Annotated in this window: 13 protein-coding genes and 1 riboswitch; of the genes, 10 read left to right on the forward strand and 3 right to left on the reverse strand. The window is 49.7% G+C overall.

What is annotated here, in order from left to right; translation table 11 throughout:
• Window positions 1-49 precede the first annotated feature (49 nt).
• From K6Q96_RS14985 to K6Q96_RS14995, 3 genes are read right to left on the reverse strand one after another with little or no spacing between them, the layout of a single operon-like run.
• Window positions 50-3,166, reverse strand: coding sequence for an efflux RND transporter permease subunit (locus K6Q96_RS14985; protein ID WP_251876670.1), 3,117 nt, complete (start codon window positions 3,164-3,166; stop codon window positions 50-52).
• Window positions 3,163-4,494 (reverse strand): efflux RND transporter periplasmic adaptor subunit, encoded by a 1,332-nt coding sequence (locus K6Q96_RS14990; protein WP_251876671.1) that lies wholly within the window; start codon window positions 4,492-4,494, stop codon window positions 3,163-3,165. Before K6Q96_RS14990 ends, K6Q96_RS14985 begins: the two co-directional genes overlap by 4 nt.
• Complete coding sequence (locus tag K6Q96_RS14995) at window positions 4,491-5,135, reverse strand: TetR/AcrR family transcriptional regulator (RefSeq protein ID WP_251876672.1); 645 nt, start codon at window positions 5,133-5,135, stop codon at window positions 4,491-4,493. The genes K6Q96_RS14990 and K6Q96_RS14995 overlap by 4 nt, the downstream gene beginning before the upstream one ends.
• Window positions 5,136-5,588: 453 nt before the next feature.
• Here K6Q96_RS14995 and leuA point away from each other — a divergent pair, with 453 nt between their 5' ends.
• From leuA to K6Q96_RS15045, 10 genes are all read left to right on the forward strand, one after another.
• Window positions 5,589-7,145 carry a 2-isopropylmalate synthase gene (leuA, locus tag K6Q96_RS15000; RefSeq protein WP_251876673.1) on the forward strand — a complete coding sequence of 519 codons (1,557 nt, stop codon included), beginning with the start codon at window positions 5,589-5,591 and terminating at the stop codon, window positions 7,143-7,145.
• Window positions 7,146-7,147: 2 nt separating this feature from the next.
• The gene (gene leuB, locus K6Q96_RS15005; RefSeq protein ID WP_165015781.1) at window positions 7,148-8,236 is read left to right on the forward strand and encodes a 3-isopropylmalate dehydrogenase; all 1,089 of its coding nucleotides are present in this window, start codon (window positions 7,148-7,150) and stop codon (window positions 8,234-8,236) included.
• 39 nt (window positions 8,237-8,275) lie between these two features.
• Window positions 8,276-9,676, forward strand: coding sequence for a 3-isopropylmalate dehydratase large subunit (leuC, locus tag K6Q96_RS15010; RefSeq protein ID WP_251876674.1), 1,401 nt, complete (start codon window positions 8,276-8,278; stop codon window positions 9,674-9,676).
• 10 nt (window positions 9,677-9,686) lie between these two features.
• Window positions 9,687-10,289, forward strand: coding sequence for a 3-isopropylmalate dehydratase small subunit (gene leuD, locus K6Q96_RS15015; protein ID WP_251876675.1), 603 nt, complete (start codon window positions 9,687-9,689; stop codon window positions 10,287-10,289).
• A 113-nt stretch (window positions 10,290-10,402) separates the two neighbouring features.
• On the forward strand, window positions 10,403-11,200 hold the full coding sequence (locus tag K6Q96_RS15020; protein ID WP_434802170.1) for a DUF547 domain-containing protein: 798 nt from the start codon (window positions 10,403-10,405) through the stop codon (window positions 11,198-11,200).
• Between the two features lie 345 nt (window positions 11,201-11,545).
• Window positions 11,546-11,648, forward strand: a riboswitch (TPP riboswitch).
• Window positions 11,649-11,719: 71 nt separating this feature from the next.
• Window positions 11,720-12,691 carry a thiamine ABC transporter substrate binding subunit gene (gene thiB, locus K6Q96_RS15025; RefSeq protein WP_434802171.1) on the forward strand — a complete coding sequence of 324 codons (972 nt, stop codon included), beginning with the start codon at window positions 11,720-11,722 and terminating at the stop codon, window positions 12,689-12,691.
• A 4-nt stretch (window positions 12,692-12,695) separates the two neighbouring features.
• Window positions 12,696-14,297, forward strand: coding sequence for a thiamine/thiamine pyrophosphate ABC transporter permease (thiP, locus tag K6Q96_RS15030; RefSeq protein WP_251876678.1), 1,602 nt, complete (start codon window positions 12,696-12,698; stop codon window positions 14,295-14,297).
• Window positions 14,281-14,970, forward strand: coding sequence for a thiamine ABC transporter ATP-binding protein (gene thiQ, locus K6Q96_RS15035; protein ID WP_251876679.1), 690 nt, complete (start codon window positions 14,281-14,283; stop codon window positions 14,968-14,970). The genes thiP and thiQ overlap by 17 nt, the downstream gene beginning before the upstream one ends.
• Window positions 14,971-15,063: 93 nt before the next feature.
• Window positions 15,064-16,065, forward strand: coding sequence for a GGDEF domain-containing protein (locus tag K6Q96_RS15040; protein WP_251876680.1), 1,002 nt, complete (start codon window positions 15,064-15,066; stop codon window positions 16,063-16,065).
• A 177-nt stretch (window positions 16,066-16,242) separates the two neighbouring features.
• Window positions 16,243-17,682: a transporter substrate-binding domain-containing diguanylate cyclase gene (locus K6Q96_RS15045; RefSeq protein WP_251876681.1), complete on the forward strand. Its 1,440-nt coding sequence runs from the start codon at window positions 16,243-16,245 to the stop codon at window positions 17,680-17,682.
• Window positions 17,683-17,708: the final 26 nt, after the last annotated feature.

Raw genomic sequence — 17,708 nt, forward strand, 5'->3', positions numbered from 1 at the left:
AGTCAGGAATGACAGTCCCGTGACGCTTTGCAGACGAGTTGATGAACTTTTAAGCGAAATCTCCGTGCAAAGACTCGTGCTTTTTCACTTTGCCGAAGTCCGCCAATATGGCGTAGGCCGCCGGTATCATAAACAGCACCAGCAGTGTCGAAGTGAAAATCCCAAACACGATCGAGATGACGAGAGGCTTCACCACCTGAGCCTGCAAACTGGTTTCCAATAGTAGCGGCAACAAACCTGCCGCCGTGGTCAGCGACGTCAGGAAGACGGCACGGAAACGCTCCTGACTGGCTCGCACCACGGCATCATAAATGTCTTCCCCTTCGTCCAGGTGATGACGGATATATTGCACCAGCAAGATGGAGTCATTTACGACCACACCCGCCAGCGAAACGAACCCCATCAGGCTTGGCATACTGAGCGGATGCCCCAGCAGCCAATGCCCCCACAGCACGCCAATTAAGGCAAGTGGAATGGCAATCAAGACCACAAAGGGTTCAAGGTAGCTGCGGAATTGATAACTCAGGATCACGAAGATACCGAACAAGCCCAGAGCAAAACCAATGGTCATGGATTGACTGGTCTCAGCCGTGTCCTGACTCTGGCCTTCAAACAAAACATGTAACCCCGGATATTTCGTTTCCAGCCCTGGGATCACATCGCGTTTTAATTGCGCCAAAACATCACCAATACTGACCTGGCTTTGCACCACATCGCCATAAACACTGAGCGTGCGCATGCCATCAATGCGCTGGATACGCACGAAGTTACGCTGGTAATTAAGCTCTGCGGCGGTAGAAAGCGGTACCTGACTGCCATCAGGCAATACAATCGGGAAATTGGCAAAGCTTTGCAGGCTGGCGGCATCATCACTGTCGAGGCGAACATCTATCTCGATACTCTCAGGGCCCACCTGAATTTCATCTGCCGTTTGACCAAAGTACGCGGCGCGAAGCTGACGGGCTATTAACTGGCCGTTGATGCCAAAGGCTTCCGCCCCCGGGCGCAGCGTGACTTTGACTTCTTCCTTACCGGGGCGCATATCATCCAGAACGCCGGATACGCCCTGAAACTGGCTGATAAACTGCTGGATGGCGATCGAGGCTTGTTTCAATTCGTTCAAATCGTCATGTTGCAAGCGAATATCAAAGTCGCGTCCACCGGGTCCAAACGCGGGCTGCTTGAAAACCATGGAAATAGGATCAGTCAGCACGCCGGTTTCTTTTTCCCAATCTGAGATGAAGTCATCAATCAAGGTGTTGCGTATCTCCGCACTCAACAAATCAAGCCTCACTGTTGCGATATGCTGACCACTTTCATCGGCATCGGCGTTGAAGTTGAACTGTTCAGTAATGTGCTCCACCAAAGGCTGACCACTCTCATTTTGTTCACTTAATCGCTCACCCACTCGATTGGCTGAGGCAACCAATCTTGCGACAACAGCCTCAGTTTGCGCCAGTGATGAACCGGGCGGCAATATGACGCGGGCTTCCGCAATATCCCCATCGAGCTCAGGAAAGCCGACAAACCGCAGTTGACCAGATGCCAGCAGTGAAACTGAAATCAGCAACATGGCTATCACGCCTCCCACAAAGGGGTAGCGCCATTTCACGGCACTGGTGACCAACTCCGCCAATTTACCCGCGCGGAAAGCTTCAAACTTCTCGAGAAAGATGCGTTTGAAAGCCAAATCAGGTTTTGGCGCTTTGGCTTTCGCCAAAGAATGCTGCAAGTGATGCGGCAGAATAAGGAAGGCTTCGACAAGACTGAGTGTCAGTACCAGGATCAGTACCATAGGCACGACCCGGAGCACCGCTCCCATCTCACCTTGCAAGAAGATCAGGCTACCAAAAATGCAGACTGTGGTGAGGTAAGAAGACACCACACCAGGCAGCACCTTTTTGACCCCATTAACCACGGCATCTTCAAGTTTTTGCCCCCGATCGATATGGGAGGCGATGGACTCGGATATCACAATGGCGTCATCCATCATGATGCCGATAGCCATCAAGAGCGCGACCAGCGACATGATGTTGATGGAAAGCCCTAGTTGCGCCATCAAAAAGAAGCTGCCGAGGAAGGCAACAGGCAAGCCTGCCGCCACCCAGAATGAATAGCGCAACGAAAAGAACATCCACATCACACCAAATACCAGGATCACCCCTTGCCAGGCATTGCGGGCCATCATGGTCAGGCGATCCCAAAGGAGCGACGAGAAATCATTGGTAAGGTTAAGTGTCACACCATTGGGCGCGCGGGTTCGTTCGTCATCAACAAACTGCGCCACTTTTTCTTTAATACGAAGAGCATCATCAGCTTTGTTTTTGCTGATTTTAAGCAGCGCCGAAGGTTTGCCATCAAACCACACCTGCTGTTCATCCAGCTCAAAGCGCTCAGTCAGGGTGGCGATATCCTGTAGACGAATCACGCCGCCATCGCTGTCAGCAGCAACGACAATCTGCCCTAAGGTATCCGCAGCAATACGTCTCTCATCAAAGCGTATCAGCAGGCTCTTGTTATCAAGCTCAACATTACCGCTAGGGAGGTTAATGTTCTGCGCACTGACCTGAGCGGCAATATCAGAAACACTTAACCCTAGCTGGCGAAGTGCACTCTCTCGCACTTCGATGCGGATTTGCTTTCCCGAGAAGCCTGCCACACTGACCAAAGGGACATCGTAATCACGTTTAAGTGTCTGTTTGAGAGCCTCTGCGTAGGCTTTGAGCCCCACCCAATCGGTATCGGCAGCAATCGCCACATCTACCACGGGTTCATTCCAATCCAACTCACGCACCACTGGCGGCTCAATATCGCTCGGGAAGTTGTTGATGGCATTGATTTGGGTTTGGATGTCCACCAGCATGCGTGAGATATCAGCTTGGGCGTCCAGCTTCACTATCAAACCAGCAGAACCTTCCACGGCTTCACAGCGGGTTTCAACGATGTTAGAAAGACCATCTACCGCGTCTTCCATCAACAAACAGATGTTTTGCTCTACCTGCTCTGGGCTGGCACCGGGATACACTACCGTGGCGAGGATAAAAGGCGGCGCAAATTCAGGAAAGGTTTCACGCTTGAGTTGTGGCAGTGACGTTAATCCAAGAAGGATCAACGTTAGCATCAGCAAGTTAGCGGCTGTCGGGTGACGGGCGAAAAAACGGATCATGATGCCTCCCCGTTCACCGCATTGTTTTCTACCACCTCACCGTTTAAGGTCACCGCGCGAAGTTCCATGCCTGGCACCGCGGGTAACAGATCATTCAACACCAGTTGCTGGCCTGCTTTCAGATCCCCAGCGATCGCCACGCTTTCTCCGCGCCTGAATAAAATGGTAACCGGCACCACTTTCAATGTACCGTCTTCCATCAGGTAAATCTTATCACCGCGAAGAGCACGCTCTGGGATAACCCACTGAGCGACAGGTTTGCCTTCGATGTGCGCTTTAACAAACATGCCATTCACCAAACTTGGCTGTGCGGCAATACCCTGTTTTTGTTCTTCATCAAGCGTAATTTCGAGGATGACCCCAACCGTCGCCTGATTCAGGCTGACAGTATCACTCAAACGCGCCACCTTAGCGGGCCACTCTTCTTCGAAGCTACCACTGGAAAGGCTCACACTCGCTTCAAGTTGATGCAGTTTCCCCGAAAAACCTTCGCTATGCTTGCCGTGTAACGTGTCGAATACGGTCTGCATATCATGGATGGAGACCTGCGCATCCACCTCTACCGCGCCAAGACCATGGGCAATCACCATCACTTGCTGCGGTGTAACAACCTGATCGCGTTCGATGTTCACTTCAGCAATACGGCTATCAACAGGTAAGACGATTTGGGTTTTATCAAGGTTCCTCTGGGCTTGTTCCAGCGCCAGATTGCTCGCTTCAAGTTCTGATGCAGTGATGCGTTTTTCGTCCGGCAGAACTTTTAGCTGAGCCTCCAGATCCTGAACACGGGTTTGCTGGGAAAGAAATGTCTGCTGCTCGTTGTCCAGAGCCGATTGTGATGTCAGACCTTTCTTGCGCAGGTTCTTTTGGCGGGTCAATTCGTCTCGGCTCAGTGTCAGTCTGCGCTTCTCGATCGCCAAGGTGGTTTTAAGGTTGGATTCGTCCAATTCCAGTTTGGCCAAACGCGCTTCCCTAACACTGACGTCAGCCTGAGCCTGTGCAACCGCCAGTTGATAGTCAGTCGGGTCAATGCGCAAAAGCTCAGTGCCTGCGGGCAACACCCTTCCTTTTTCTAGCGCTGGATTGCGGTAAATCACCTTTCCATTCACTTCTGCAATTGCCTGCCAGGTGAGCTTCGGTGTCACCCGACCAAAACCAGTGACCACAGGGGCGATATCAGATTGCTGCAGGGTGACCACATCCACTGCCCGCGCTTTAGATTGCGCAGGTTTTACCGGTACATCTGGCCTGCTGTTTATCGCAATAAAAAGCACGGCAATACCGACGGCAAGAGCTGGAAAGAAAAGCAGTTTGCGGCGAAGTGTCATGGTGTGTTGTCTCCCTGAACCTTGAAAATTCCGTGTTGCAGCAGTGCAGCGTTGTGTTTGGCGAGTTTTTCCAGAAAAGCACTGTCCATGGTGATCCCTTGAATGTCAGCGAGCGCTGTGGGAATGATAAATGGAAACACCATCAAGCTTGAGAAGCTCATTCGTGCCAGTTCCGGATCGATGTCTATTCTCAAAGCACCTTTTTCCTGTAGACGCTGAAAGAGTAATTGATGAAGGGGCAAGAGAATGTCCTGAAACAGCTTTTCTACCGCCTGTCGTTGCTGATCGTCTTCATCCAGCATCATGCTACGGAAGATCAGCGTGGGTAGATTAGGTCCTGTAGACATCTCGCGGTAAAACGTTGTGACGACATCATTGAGGCTTTCAATTTTCCCTTCTTCAACCGCCTCACGCATTCGGGTGATCATCGGCGCCGCTGTCTCTCTGACCATGGCCTCAAACAAGCCTGCTTTATTGCCAAAGTAATAGCGGATCATCGCCACGTCGACACCGGCATTTTCTGCAATACGGCGTGTCGACACCTTGTGGTAGGGTTGTTTGTGAAAAAAGCGTTGGGCTTCGCTGATCAGCGCAGCTCTGGCATCAGAGCCTCCCAATGGTCGACCCGGCTTTTTGGTCATGGCATCATCCGTAATTCATCAGCGTTGAATTTATACTACTCCCTGTTTGGTCTCTTTTCGCACAATTTAATTCCCTAGATCATAGGATTGTGATGAATTTCCGTTCAAAAAATAACCACAGATGAATACTCTGCTTTTTTGACAAAAAAGCAGTTTTTTAAACCACAGTTAACATTATGAGTGACGCTTTCTTGTTATTTTCTAATTTGATATTGACGCTTTAGTAAGCTGTTTGGTATTCATTTGTGCAGACATCTTTAGAGAACTGTTACAAATGATGAAACGCATTTTCCTTCTAGACCTTCTACTTCTCGTGAATTGTTCGCGCGGGTAGGTCATGGATTGAAAACAGTTTTCACCTGACACACGAAACCCGCGCCAAGGCGCGGGTTTTTTGTATGACCTGCCAAAGGTGCGGAGTACAACCTAAAAAAGGCACATGAGGGAACGACCATGAAAGACCAAGTCATCATATTTGACACCACATTACGCGATGGCGAACAAGCGCTGTCCGCCAGTTTGACTGTAAAAGAGAAGTTGCAGATTGCACTGGCGCTGGAGCGTCTGGGTGTGGATGTGATTGAAGCTGGCTTCCCTGTTTCAAGCCCAGGTGATTTTGAATCCGTCCAGACGATCGCTAAATCGGTCAAGAACAGCCGTATTTGTGCCTTGTCCCGTGCCGTCGATAAAGACATCGACGTTGCTGCTGAATCCCTCAAAGTTGCTGAAGCGTTCCGTATCCACACTTTCCTTTCCACTTCTACTATTCACGTTCAGGACAAACTGCGCCGTAGCTACGACCAGGTTGTTGAAATGGGTGTGAATGCCGTCAAACGCGCCCGTCGTTACACGGATGACGTGGAATTCTCCTGTGAAGATGCAGGCCGTACGCCAATCGATAACCTGTGCCGTATGGTGGAAGAAGCGATCAAAGCTGGCGCAACCACGGTCAACATTCCTGATACTGTGGGTTACACCGTTCCGGGTGAGTTCGGTGGCATCATCGAAACCCTGTTCAACCGCGTGCCAAACATCGACAAAGCGGTGATTTCGGTTCACTGTCACGATGACTTGGGCATGTCGGTCGCCAACTCGATTGCCGCAGTTCAAGCAGGTGCGCGCCAGATTGAAGGCACCATCAACGGTATCGGTGAACGTGCCGGTAACTGTGCGCTGGAAGAGATTGCGATGATCATCAAAACCCGCGGCGAGTTGTTAGGCGTGGAAACAGGTATCAATCACAAAGAAATCAGCCGCACCAGTAAGATGGTTAGCCAACTGTGTAATATGCCTATTCAGTCCAACAAAGCGATTGTCGGTACGAATGCATTCAGCCACAGCTCTGGTATTCACCAAGATGGCATGCTGAAGAACAAGAACACTTACGAAATCATGACGCCAGAGTCGATTGGTCTGGGTCAAAAAGCGCTGAACCTGACTAGCCGTTCAGGCCGTGCGGCGGTGAAGAGCCACATGGACACCATGGGCTACAGTGACGAAGACTATAACTTGGACAACTTGTACGAATCTTTCTTGAAACTGGCAGACCGCAAGGGTCAGGTTTTCGATTATGATCTGGAAGCTTTGATGTTCTTCAACAACTTGCAGGAGGAAGATGACTTCTACAAGCTGAAGTATCTGAGCGTACAAAGCGGCAGCGTGATGGCGACCACAACCGTCAGCCTGCAGTGTGGCGATGAAGAAGTCAGCGACGCTGCAATTGGTAACGGCCCGGTTGATGCCTTGTATCAGGTCATTTACCGCATTACCGGCTATGACATTGTACTGGACAAGTTTGACCTGACCGCCAAAGGCGAAGGGGAAGATGGCTTGGGTCAGGCAGACATCATCGCTAACTACAAAGGTCGCAAGTACCATGGTACGGGCGTCTCAACAGACATTATTGAAGCCTCAGGTCAGGCATTGCTGCATGTGATTAACAGCATTTACCGCGCTGACCGCATCGCGCAAATAAAAGAACAAGCAACATTAAAAATGGAGACAGTGTAACCATGGCAGGCACCTATAAGATTGCCGTTCTACCGGGAGACGGTATTGGCCCGGAAGTGATGCAACAAGCCCACAAAGTTCTTGATGCCGTAAGCGCTAAATTTGGCATTAGCTTTGAGAAAACTGAATACGATGTCGGTGGTATCGCCATCGACAACCATGGCACCCCGCTGCCAGACGCAACCCTGAAAGGGTGTGAAGCGGCAGATGCGGTGCTGTTTGGTTCAGTGGGTGGCCCTAAGTGGGAACACTTGCCACCGAATGAACAGCCTGAGCGTGGCGCACTGTTGCCACTGCGTAAGCATTTCCAACTGTTCTGCAACCTGCGTCCGGCGCAAATTCATGCGGGCCTTGAAGCTTTCTCACCACTTCGCGCAGATATCTCTGAGCGCGGTTTTGACATCGTAGTGGTGCGTGAGCTGACCGGTGGTATCTACTTTGGTCAGCCTAAAGGCCGTGAAGGTTCGGGTGCAGAAGAGAAAGCGTTCGACACTGAAGTTTATTACCGCTATGAAATCGAGCGTATTGCGCGCATCGCGTTTGAGTCTGCACGTCTTCGCCGCAAGAAGGTAATGTCAGTCGATAAAGCGAACGTATTGCAAAGCTCTATCCTTTGGCGCGAAGTGGTAGAAGAAATCGCGAAAGACTACCCTGATGTTGAGCTGTCACACATATACATCGACAACGCGACCATGCAGCTGATTAAAGACCCTGCACAGTTTGATGTTATGCTGTGTTCTAACATCTTCGGTGACATCATCTCTGATGAGTGCGCAATGATCACTGGCTCCATGGGCATGCTGCCATCTGCAAGCCTGAACGACAGCAAGTTTGGCCTTTACGAGCCAGCTGGCGGTTCAGCACCGGACATCGCAGGTAAGAACATTGCCAACCCAGTGGCGCAAATCCTGTCTGCCGCTCTGATGCTGCGCTACAGCCTTGGCGAAGAAGACGCTGCACGCGCTATCGAAGCTGCGGTCAGCCAAGCGCTGGAAGCCGGCGAGCTAACGGCTGATCTGGCTGGCGATGCGACCCCGCTGACCACATCCGAAATGGGTGATAAGATTGCAGCGTATGTAAGCGAAGCCTAAGCGCACTGGAAGCACATAATTATTAAGGAAGACAGGGCAATGTCAGCAAAAACCCTTTACGAAAAAATCTACGACGCGCATATCGTCGTAGAAGCACCGGGCGAAACCCCGTTGTTGTATATCGACCGTCATTTGGTCCACGAAGTGACCTCTCCTCAGGCATTTGATGGCCTTCGTCAGCATGGTCGTAAGGTGCGTCAGGTTTCTAAAACCTTCGCGACCATGGATCACAACGTTTCTACTGAGACCAAAGACATCAACGCCTCAGGCGAGATGGCAAAAATTCAGATGGAAACGCTGGCAAAGAACTGTGAAGAGTTCGGCGTCACCCTTTACGATTTGAACCACCCTTATCAGGGCATCGTTCACGTCATGGGTCCTGAGCTGGGTATTACCCTGCCGGGCACTACCATTGTTTGTGGCGACTCCCACACCGCGACCCACGGCGCGTTTGGCGCGCTGGCATTCGGTATCGGTACCTCTGAAGTTGAACACGTACTCGCGACCCAAACCTTGAAGCAAGGCCGTGCCAAGACCATGAAGATTGAGGTCAAAGGTAAGGTCGCTGAAGGCGTAACCGCGAAAGACATCGTTCTCGCGATCATCGGCAAAGTTGGCCATGCAGGTGGTACCGGTCACGTGGTTGAATTCTGTGGTCAAGCAATTGAAGATTTGACCATGGAAGGCCGCATGACGGTCTGTAATATGGCGATCGAGCTGGGCGCGAAGGCGGGTCTGGTTGCACCAGATCAAACCACCTTTGAATACCTGCAAGGCCGCAAGTTCTCGCCAACTGGCGCCGACTGGGATGCGGCTGTGGAATACTGGAACAGCCTGAAAACTGATGCTGACGCTAAGTTCGACACCATCGTCACGTTGGAAGCCGCGGACATCTCCAACCAGGTCACTTGGGGCACCAACCCAGGTCAGGTTGTGGGTGTGAACGATGTGGTTCCCGCACCAGAGAGCTTTAGCGATCCTATCGAGCGTCACTCTGCAGAGCGTGCGCTTCGCTACATGGGCATCGAAGCAGGACAAAAAATCACTGATATCGCCATCGATAAAGTGTTTATCGGCTCTTGCACCAACTCACGTATCGAAGACATGCGCGCAGCAGCGGCTGTCGCCAAAGGCCGTAAAGTGGCTGCAGGCGTTCAGGCGCTGGTGGTTCCTGGCTCCGAGCAAGTCAAAACACAAGCAGAACAAGAAGGTCTGGACAAGATTTTCGTCGAAGCTGGCTTTGAATGGCGTCTACCAGGGTGCTCTATGTGTCTGGCGATGAACAATGACCGCCTTGGGCCAAAAGAGCGCTGTGCATCCACCAGTAACCGTAACTTCGAAGGCCGTCAGGGTCGTGAAGGCCGCACTCACTTGGTGAGCCCAGCGATGGCAGCTGCTGCAGCCGTTGCCGGTCACTTCGTTGATGTGAACAGTTTATAAGGAGTCCACCATGTCAGGAATTAAACAACACACAGGCTTGGTGGCACCGCTGGACGCAGCAAACGTCGATACTGATGCCATTATTCCAAAGCAATTTTTGCAGAAAGTAACCCGCACTGGTTTTGGTAAGCACCTGTTTCACGACTGGCGTTTTCTGGACGATGCAGGTCAACAAGACAACCCAGAGTTCGTGCTGAACCAAGCACGTTACAAAGGCGCTAGTGTGCTACTGGCACGTGAAAACTTTGGTTGTGGTTCATCCCGTGAGCACGCACCTTGGGCACTGGCTGATTTCGGCTTCAAAGTGATGATCGCGCCAAGCTTTGCGGACATCTTTTACGGCAACTCCATCAATAACCAGATGGTACCGGTTAAGCTGACTGAAGCAGAAGTCGACGAACTGTTTAAGTTTGTGGAAGCCAATGAAGGCGCGGAGATCGCCTTGGATCTGGAAACGCAGACCGTTTCAGCGGGTGGTAAATCTTACTCGTTCGAAATCGACGAGTTCCGCCGTCACTGCTTGCTTAATGGCTTAGACAGCATCGGTTTGACGCTGCAACACGAAGAAAAGATCGCTGAATACGAAAGTAAGATCCCAGCATTTTTGGCGTGATCGCAGACAAAGTATCAACAAGCCGGCTCATCGAGTCGGCTTTTTTTGTCATATCAGAAAGAAAATGATGGATTAAAAGGTCTTAGGCTTTAGAACGACTCTTTAGGGAAAAGATCATGCGAACTATTTTAACCATTTGCGCCGCGTTTTTATTTTTGAGCAGTCAAGCTTTTGCTGCACCCAAAAGCGACCTTTGGCCTATTTGGGACAAGAGTAACGAGTCTAACTCTGCCTCGTTTGATCACAGCCATTGGCAGAAAATCCTAGACAAATACCTTATCGAAAAAGGCCAGCACAACCTTTTCAATTACAGCGCAGTCATTCCGGCTGATAAGGCCTTACTCAGTCAATACCTGACTAATCTAACTGCTCTGGATCCTCGCAATTACAGCAAAGCTGAACAGTTTGCTTATTGGGTAAACCTGTACAATGCACTGACTGTTCAACTTATCCTTGATGAGTACCCTATAAAATCAATCACTAAACTGGGTGGCTTTTTAAGTTTTGGTCCTTGGGATGATGATGTTGCCAAAGTCGCAGGGCAAGCATTGACGCTCAATGATATTGAGCACCGTATTCTTCGTCCAATCTGGAATGACTCACGTATTCACTATGCGGTCAATTGTGCAAGCTTGGGCTGCCCTAACCTCGCAACGACCGCATTTTCCTCAGATAACAGTGAAGCGCTATTGAAAGCAGCAGCCAAACAATTCACCAACAGTCATAAAGGCGCCAGTATTGACGGTAATACTCTGACACTATCTTCGATTTATGACTGGTATGGCGTAGATTTCGGTAATAATGAGCAAGAAATATTAAAAGCCATCGACCGATACCGCGACGGCTCAAAACTTGAAGGCTGGAAGGGTAAAATTAAATACGATTACGATTGGTCACTTAACCAACCTTAAAACGTATCTTGTTGAAACGCCGAAGACGGGCGCATTACGCACCTGTTGCTATTTATATACCCAAACAACCTGAAAATGTAGGATTCAGCGAGATTGACTGGCGTTGTGATCGCGGCGTTCCTTTGTAGGTGTAGTCACCTCCATCAAAAAGGAACAACAACGAGCACGGCGTCAGTCAACTCGCCCGAAGGGAGGGCCTCAATGCGCCCACTTCTTCGTTAAATTCCGCGGAAATAGAACGACTATTCCTCGCGAAATTTGCCTCGAATTGAACGCATTGATGACCTCTGAATGCGAGCATCTTCAAGTTGTTTGGGTATATCATTGCGATTGGTTTACAATATTGACCATCTCGTGGGGTGCTGACTTCGTCGGCTGAGATTGCTAACGCTAAACCCATGTACCTGAACCAGATAATGCTGGCGTAGGAATGAGATGTCCAAAGCTGACCCGCTCAATGACCTCACCCTCGCCGCACATTGATGTGAGGCAACGATGAAATATTCTATTTCTGCTCTGATGTTGGCAATGACCATTGCTGGTCCTGCGCTGGCGCACTCTACCGATACCCTGACGGTATACACTTACGATTCCTTTGCTGCTGACTGGGGTCCCGGCCCTGCAGTTAAAGAAGCATTTGAGGCTGAATGTCACTGCACCTTAAATCTGGTCGCATTGGAAGATGGCGTCACCATATTGAACCGTCTGCGCCTCGAAGGAAAAAACAGCAAAGCGGACGTGGTCCTGGGTTTAGACACCAACCTAATGACTGAAGCAGAAAAAACAGACCTGTTGGCACGTCACAAAGTAGATACTAGATCAGTTACTCTGCCTGACGGTTGGAGCAATGACACTTTCGTTCCCTACGATTATGGTTATTTCGCCTTTGTTTACGACAAAACCAAGCTGGAAAACCCACCGAAGAGCTTGAAAGAGCTGGTTGAGAATCGTGATGATATCTCCGTTATTTATCAAGACCCTCGCACTTCTACACCTGGCCAAGGCCTGATGCTGTGGATGAAGTCTGTTTACGGCAATGATGTTGCGGGTGCCTGGCAGCAACTGGCACAGAAAACCGTTACCGTCACCAAAGGCTGGTCTGAAGCTTACAGCATGTTCCTGAATGGCGAATCGGACATGGTGCTTTCCTACACCACATCTCCTGCTTATCACCTGATTGCAGAAGAAAATCCTAACTTCAGCAGTGCTAACTTTGAAGAAGGCCACTACATGCAAGTAGAGGTAGCAGCCAAAGTGAAAAGCTCAGAAAAACAGGAACTGGCCGATCAGTTTATGCAATTCATCCTGAGTGACGGTTTCCAGAATGCAGTACCGACCGGTCAGTGGATGTATCCGGTTACGGGCGTTGAACTGCCAAAAGGCTTCGAAACGCTTTCTGTACCTGGCAAGAGCCTGCAATTCACTCCAGAAAAAGTGGCAGACAATCGCCGCACATGGATTCGTGAATGGCAATCGGCGCTGGTAAAATAATTACGTGTTGAACCCTTCCAGAACTTGGCCCGGCATCTTGTCGGCGTCAATCATCGCGGTGCTGATTAGCGCCGCTTTGTTTTCTTTGCTTAGTCAGGCACCGTCTTTGGATATTGCCTCCCTCTGGCACGATCCCTACTTGCAGCACGTAACTGAGTTCAGTTTCAAACAAGCGCTGCTTTCGACACTACTGTCTGTCGGTTTGGCTATTCCGGTCGCCCATGCACTCTCGCGGCGGCAGTTTCCGGGCAAACGCCTGTTGCTGAAATTATTTTCCATGACACTGGTGCTTCCTGTGCTGGTTGGCGTGTTCGGTATTCTGGCGATTTACGGAAAAAGAGGATTACTGTCAGATTGGCTTCCTTTGCTTGGTATAAGCTGGGACGTCAACATTTATGGCCTTTCCGGCATTTTGCTGGCACACGTTTTTTTTAACATGCCATTTGCCACCCAGCTTATGGTCCAGGTATTAGAACGGGTTCCAAGTGATCAACAAAGACTTGCGCAGCAACTCGGGATTCGTGGATGGTACCGCTTCCGTTTTTTGGAATGGCCTTACCTCCGTCAGCAACTGCCTCATGTCATTGGTTTAGTTTTTATGCTCTGCTTTACGAGCTTCGCTGCGGTGATGGCACTCGGTGGCGGACCGAGCGCAACGACCATTGAACTCGCTATCTATCAGGCTATCCGCTTTGACTTTGATTTGCAGACAGGTGCACTGCTGGCACTTTGGCAATTGCTGCTTTGCGGTCTATTTCACCTCACCATCCAGCGACTAACACGTCCCATATCCCAACAAGGAAAGGACAGCCATATTGTGCTTCCTCCGAGACTCGACAGCACCATTGAGAAAGTTTGGGATACTGTTTGGATTTCACTCGCGGTACTTTTTGTCATACCTCCCCTTTTGATGGTCGCGTTGGGAGGTATCAACCCCAGCGCGCTGCACGTTTTGACAAGCGCAGCACTTTGGCAAGCAACAGCTAATTCCATTTCACTCGCTACAGGCGCATCACTTTGTGCTTTCATACTTGGCAGTACTATTGTGCTGACCAGCCGATTCTGGCGTTTAAGCGGTTCAAGCAGACGTGCTGACAGCATTGAGATGACTGCTTCTTTGATCCTGGTGGTCCCCAGTGTGGTGCTAAGCACCGGACTTTTTCTCATGCTGCGCGAGCACATAGATGTGTTCAACTCACCCTATTGGCTGGTTCTCGCAGTCAATACTTTAGTGGCTCTGCCTTATGTAGTGAAAACACTAAGCACACCTGCTTTTCAGCTTTCACAGCAATACCAATCTCTCTGTAATACGTTAGGCGTGAAAGGGCTTAACCGCCTCAAGCTCATTGAATGGCGTGCTTTAAAACCGCCTATTGCCCATGCTGTAGGTATCAGCTTTGTGCTTTCAACTGGCGATCTGGGCGCCATTGCTTTGGTTGGTAGTCAGGATTTCCAAACATTACCTTTGTATTTATTTCACCTGATGGGCAGTTACCAAATGGATGCCGCAGCTGCCGCTTCGCTGATCCTATTCGCTCTCAGCCTTGGCAGTTACGCTCTCATCGAAAAACTCATCGCAGGAAGAAATCATGCTGAACGTCAATGAACTCAGTTATCAGTATCAGCCAGAGACGCTCAGTTTCTCCTTCAACGCTGCACCCGGAAGTATCACGGCGATTTTAGGCCCAAGTGGTGCGGGGAAAAGCACCCTACTTTCCTTGCTATGCGGCCTATTGCCACCTCATGGCGGTGCGGTGACCTTTGCTGGTGAAGATTTCACACAAAAACCGTCGTATGAGCGCCCGCTCTCTATGCTGTTTCAGGAGCATAACCTATTTAGTCATTTGAGTGCTTTCGATAACATTGCGCTAGGCATCAGCCCCAAACTCTCTTTGACCGCTAAAGATAAAGCAAGTGTTAAAGAAGCGGCAGCTAAGGTAGGGTTAGAAGGTTACCTAAACCGTCAGCCTGGTGAACTGTCAGGTGGCCAGAAACAGCGGGTGGCATTGGCGAGATGCCTCGTCCGTAACCGCCCTTTGCTCTTGCTGGATGAGCCCTTTTCGGCGCTGGATCCTTCCCTGCGTCGGGATATGCTTCTGGAAGTTCAGCAACTTGCTAAAACAACAGGAACCACCATTTTGATGGTGACCCATCATCCAGAAGATGCCGTCACCATCGCCGATAGAGTGTTGTTTATTGATGATGGAAAAGTGGTTTATCACGCTGATATTGAAGAACTTAGCGCGCCACCAGAAGTCATAAAGCCCTATCTTTCATAATCTTAGTTGATGTACTGTGGTGAAATATTGCGCATCAACTAACCGCATCTATACTTACGATTAAGACATATAACTCATAAGTGAGACACGATTGTGACTGTTACCAGTATCGATGTGCTGGACTCGGTGGTCGATATTACAGCCCAGACAGAGTCCGATACCATTTCCGAAAGCCTTATTACGACTGTTTTACAGCTAACACCGGCTAACCAGGTATTGGTGTTGGATTACAATGCAGAAGCAAGTCCGGAGTTCATGGTTGTCGCGTGTTCAGACATCTTCTTGTTCGAAGAAGAGAAAGACGCCATTGAGCGGGTACTTCGCAACTGCGTGATCATTGGTGAGAACGTGGTGGAATACAGTAAGGATGACAATCAAGCCTTGCTCGCCGTCCCCATCCGTTACGGTGAAAACAATGACATCCATGCTGTCGTATTTTGCAAAGCCGACGAGCTCAAAGGCGATGAAGTGCAGCTCATTGAAGGGCTAGCGAAGATCTATGAGAATTACCAGAAGATCATTTCCGCCAGTGAACGTGATGGCCTCACAGGTCTGTACAACCGCAAAGTATTGACGACCAAAATAGACCTGTTACTCGATCGCTTTTTGATTCAGGGCTCCAGCATCACGGATGACCCAACCCATCACCACTGGGTCTGCATATTCGATGTTGACCACTTCAAGCAAATCAACGACGCACTTGGTCACGTATTCGGCGACGAAGTGCTACTTCTCATCACCGCGATGATGAAGCAGACATTTGACGAGGAAGATATCCTGTTCCGCTATGGTGGTGATGAATTTGTAGTGATTATGCATCCCCAGCCTCGTGAACAGATGGAAGCCACGGTGAGAAACTTCTTGGAGACCGTCAACAAACGCGATTATGGTCAAGCTAAGGAAGTGTCCATTTCTATGGGAGCTGCGGCCATCAGTGATCAGGAGCTGAATGCTATCACTGTACTGGGTTTCGCTGACCAAGCTCTCTACAAAGCGAAGCAAAATGGCCGAAACCAAGTTGCCTTCTATGAAGATTTGATAGCCTCTGGTGAACTAAAAGAGCTTGTGCCCGAGGATGATGTCGAATTGTTCTAACCGTCGCATTGTTCGGGAAGCCGCCGCATAAGGCGGCTTTTCTTTTTGGGATATAAGTTCAATTTTCACATCATATTAACGATTGACAGAAATCTTATTAATCGTTTCCCTCAGCGAAAAGGGTTGCGTATAATCCCGTCAGATAATCTAGACAGGTTGATGTACCCGAGTTTATTTATGCCCAGTATTCGCCAGCTTGCTGCTCTTTCGCTGACGTCAGTACTTTTTCTGTTTTCTTCCTTCTCTTATGCAGAAACTAAGAAACTGATCATTACGGGCTCTTCGACGTGGCAACCCTTCTCATTTATCAACCGCTTTGGTGAACCTGATGGCATCATGGTCGACTTCTGGCGTCTCTACGGCGAAGCCAACAACGTCGATATCTCGTTTGAGTTAAAACCCTGGAGCGAATCACTCGCCTTCATACGCAACACGCCAAACGTTGTCCATGGCGGCTTGGGCTATACCGGTGATCGTGCTAAATCCCTCGCATTCTCCCGAGAGCTCCCGCTCAACCATTACAATGTGAATTTGTTCGTTCAAAAAGACCTGCCGTTTGATGATTTGCATGCTCTGGATTCAGCCCTCATTGGCACAGTCAAAGAAAGTACCAAACACGCGTTTTTAGTCTCGCGAATTCCAGAGAAAAACATCCGTTTATTCCCGACATTTGGCTCTTTGAATGATGCCGCTTACCGTGGTGAAGTAGATGTGTTTATTGATGATCTCAGTACCGCGCTTTATGACATGCGCCATACTGGCAATAGCGGTCAGTTCACCTCGCGCCAGAAACTTTATTCATTCCCGTTACATTTCGCAGTTAACAAAGCTTCAAAAGACATGATTGCAGATGTTGAGCGTGGATTGGACAACATTCATCCGGATGACATCAAAGCCATTTACGAAAAGTGGTTGCCACAAAACAAGTTACATCTCGCTTTACCCTGGCTAAACAAAACGGCACAGTACCTGATTTTTATTGGCTCCATGGTGTTGCTGACATTGGGTCTTTTCCTTTATCACCGCCTTCTCAAGCACCGAACAGAAGAGCTGAAATCCGCGGTAAAAGCCTTAAAAGACTCGAAGCAGAAACTGGAAACCGCAACACAAAATGACCCGCTGACTGGCACCAAAACCCGTCATCAGTTTTTCACAGCGTTGAGCGATAAGCGCTTTTCACCATCGCCTTACGTGGTGGCAGTGCTGGATATTGATCATCTCAAGGAAGTCAACGAGAGCTACGGTCAGGATGTTGGCGATATGGCAATCAAACACCTTGCCATGCAGTTACGCATCCAACTCTCCAGCCAAACACTTTGCGCTCGTTTGGGCGGGGGAGAATTTGCTGTCCTGTTTGATTTAAGTGACAGCAGTCAGGCTCAACGTAAGTTGCAACAGTTGCAGAAAACGCTTCAGCTCAGCCTGCTTTACATCGACCAGCAAGTCGTACCCGTCAAGTTCAGCTATGGGATTGCCTGTTATCCCTACGATGGTGAAAGTGGAGAAAAGATGGTGCGTATAGCTTCGGCACGCATGCGCACCAATAAACCGTCACAAATTAACTTTACGGCGGGGAACAATGACGACGATTTATTTACTGAGCATCGCTGGGCATAGTAGCACTATGCAGAAAAAACAAAGGC

It is taken from the genome of Grimontia kaedaensis (assembly GCF_023746615.1).
Classification (GTDB): domain Bacteria; phylum Pseudomonadota; class Gammaproteobacteria; order Enterobacterales; family Vibrionaceae; genus Enterovibrio; species Enterovibrio kaedaensis.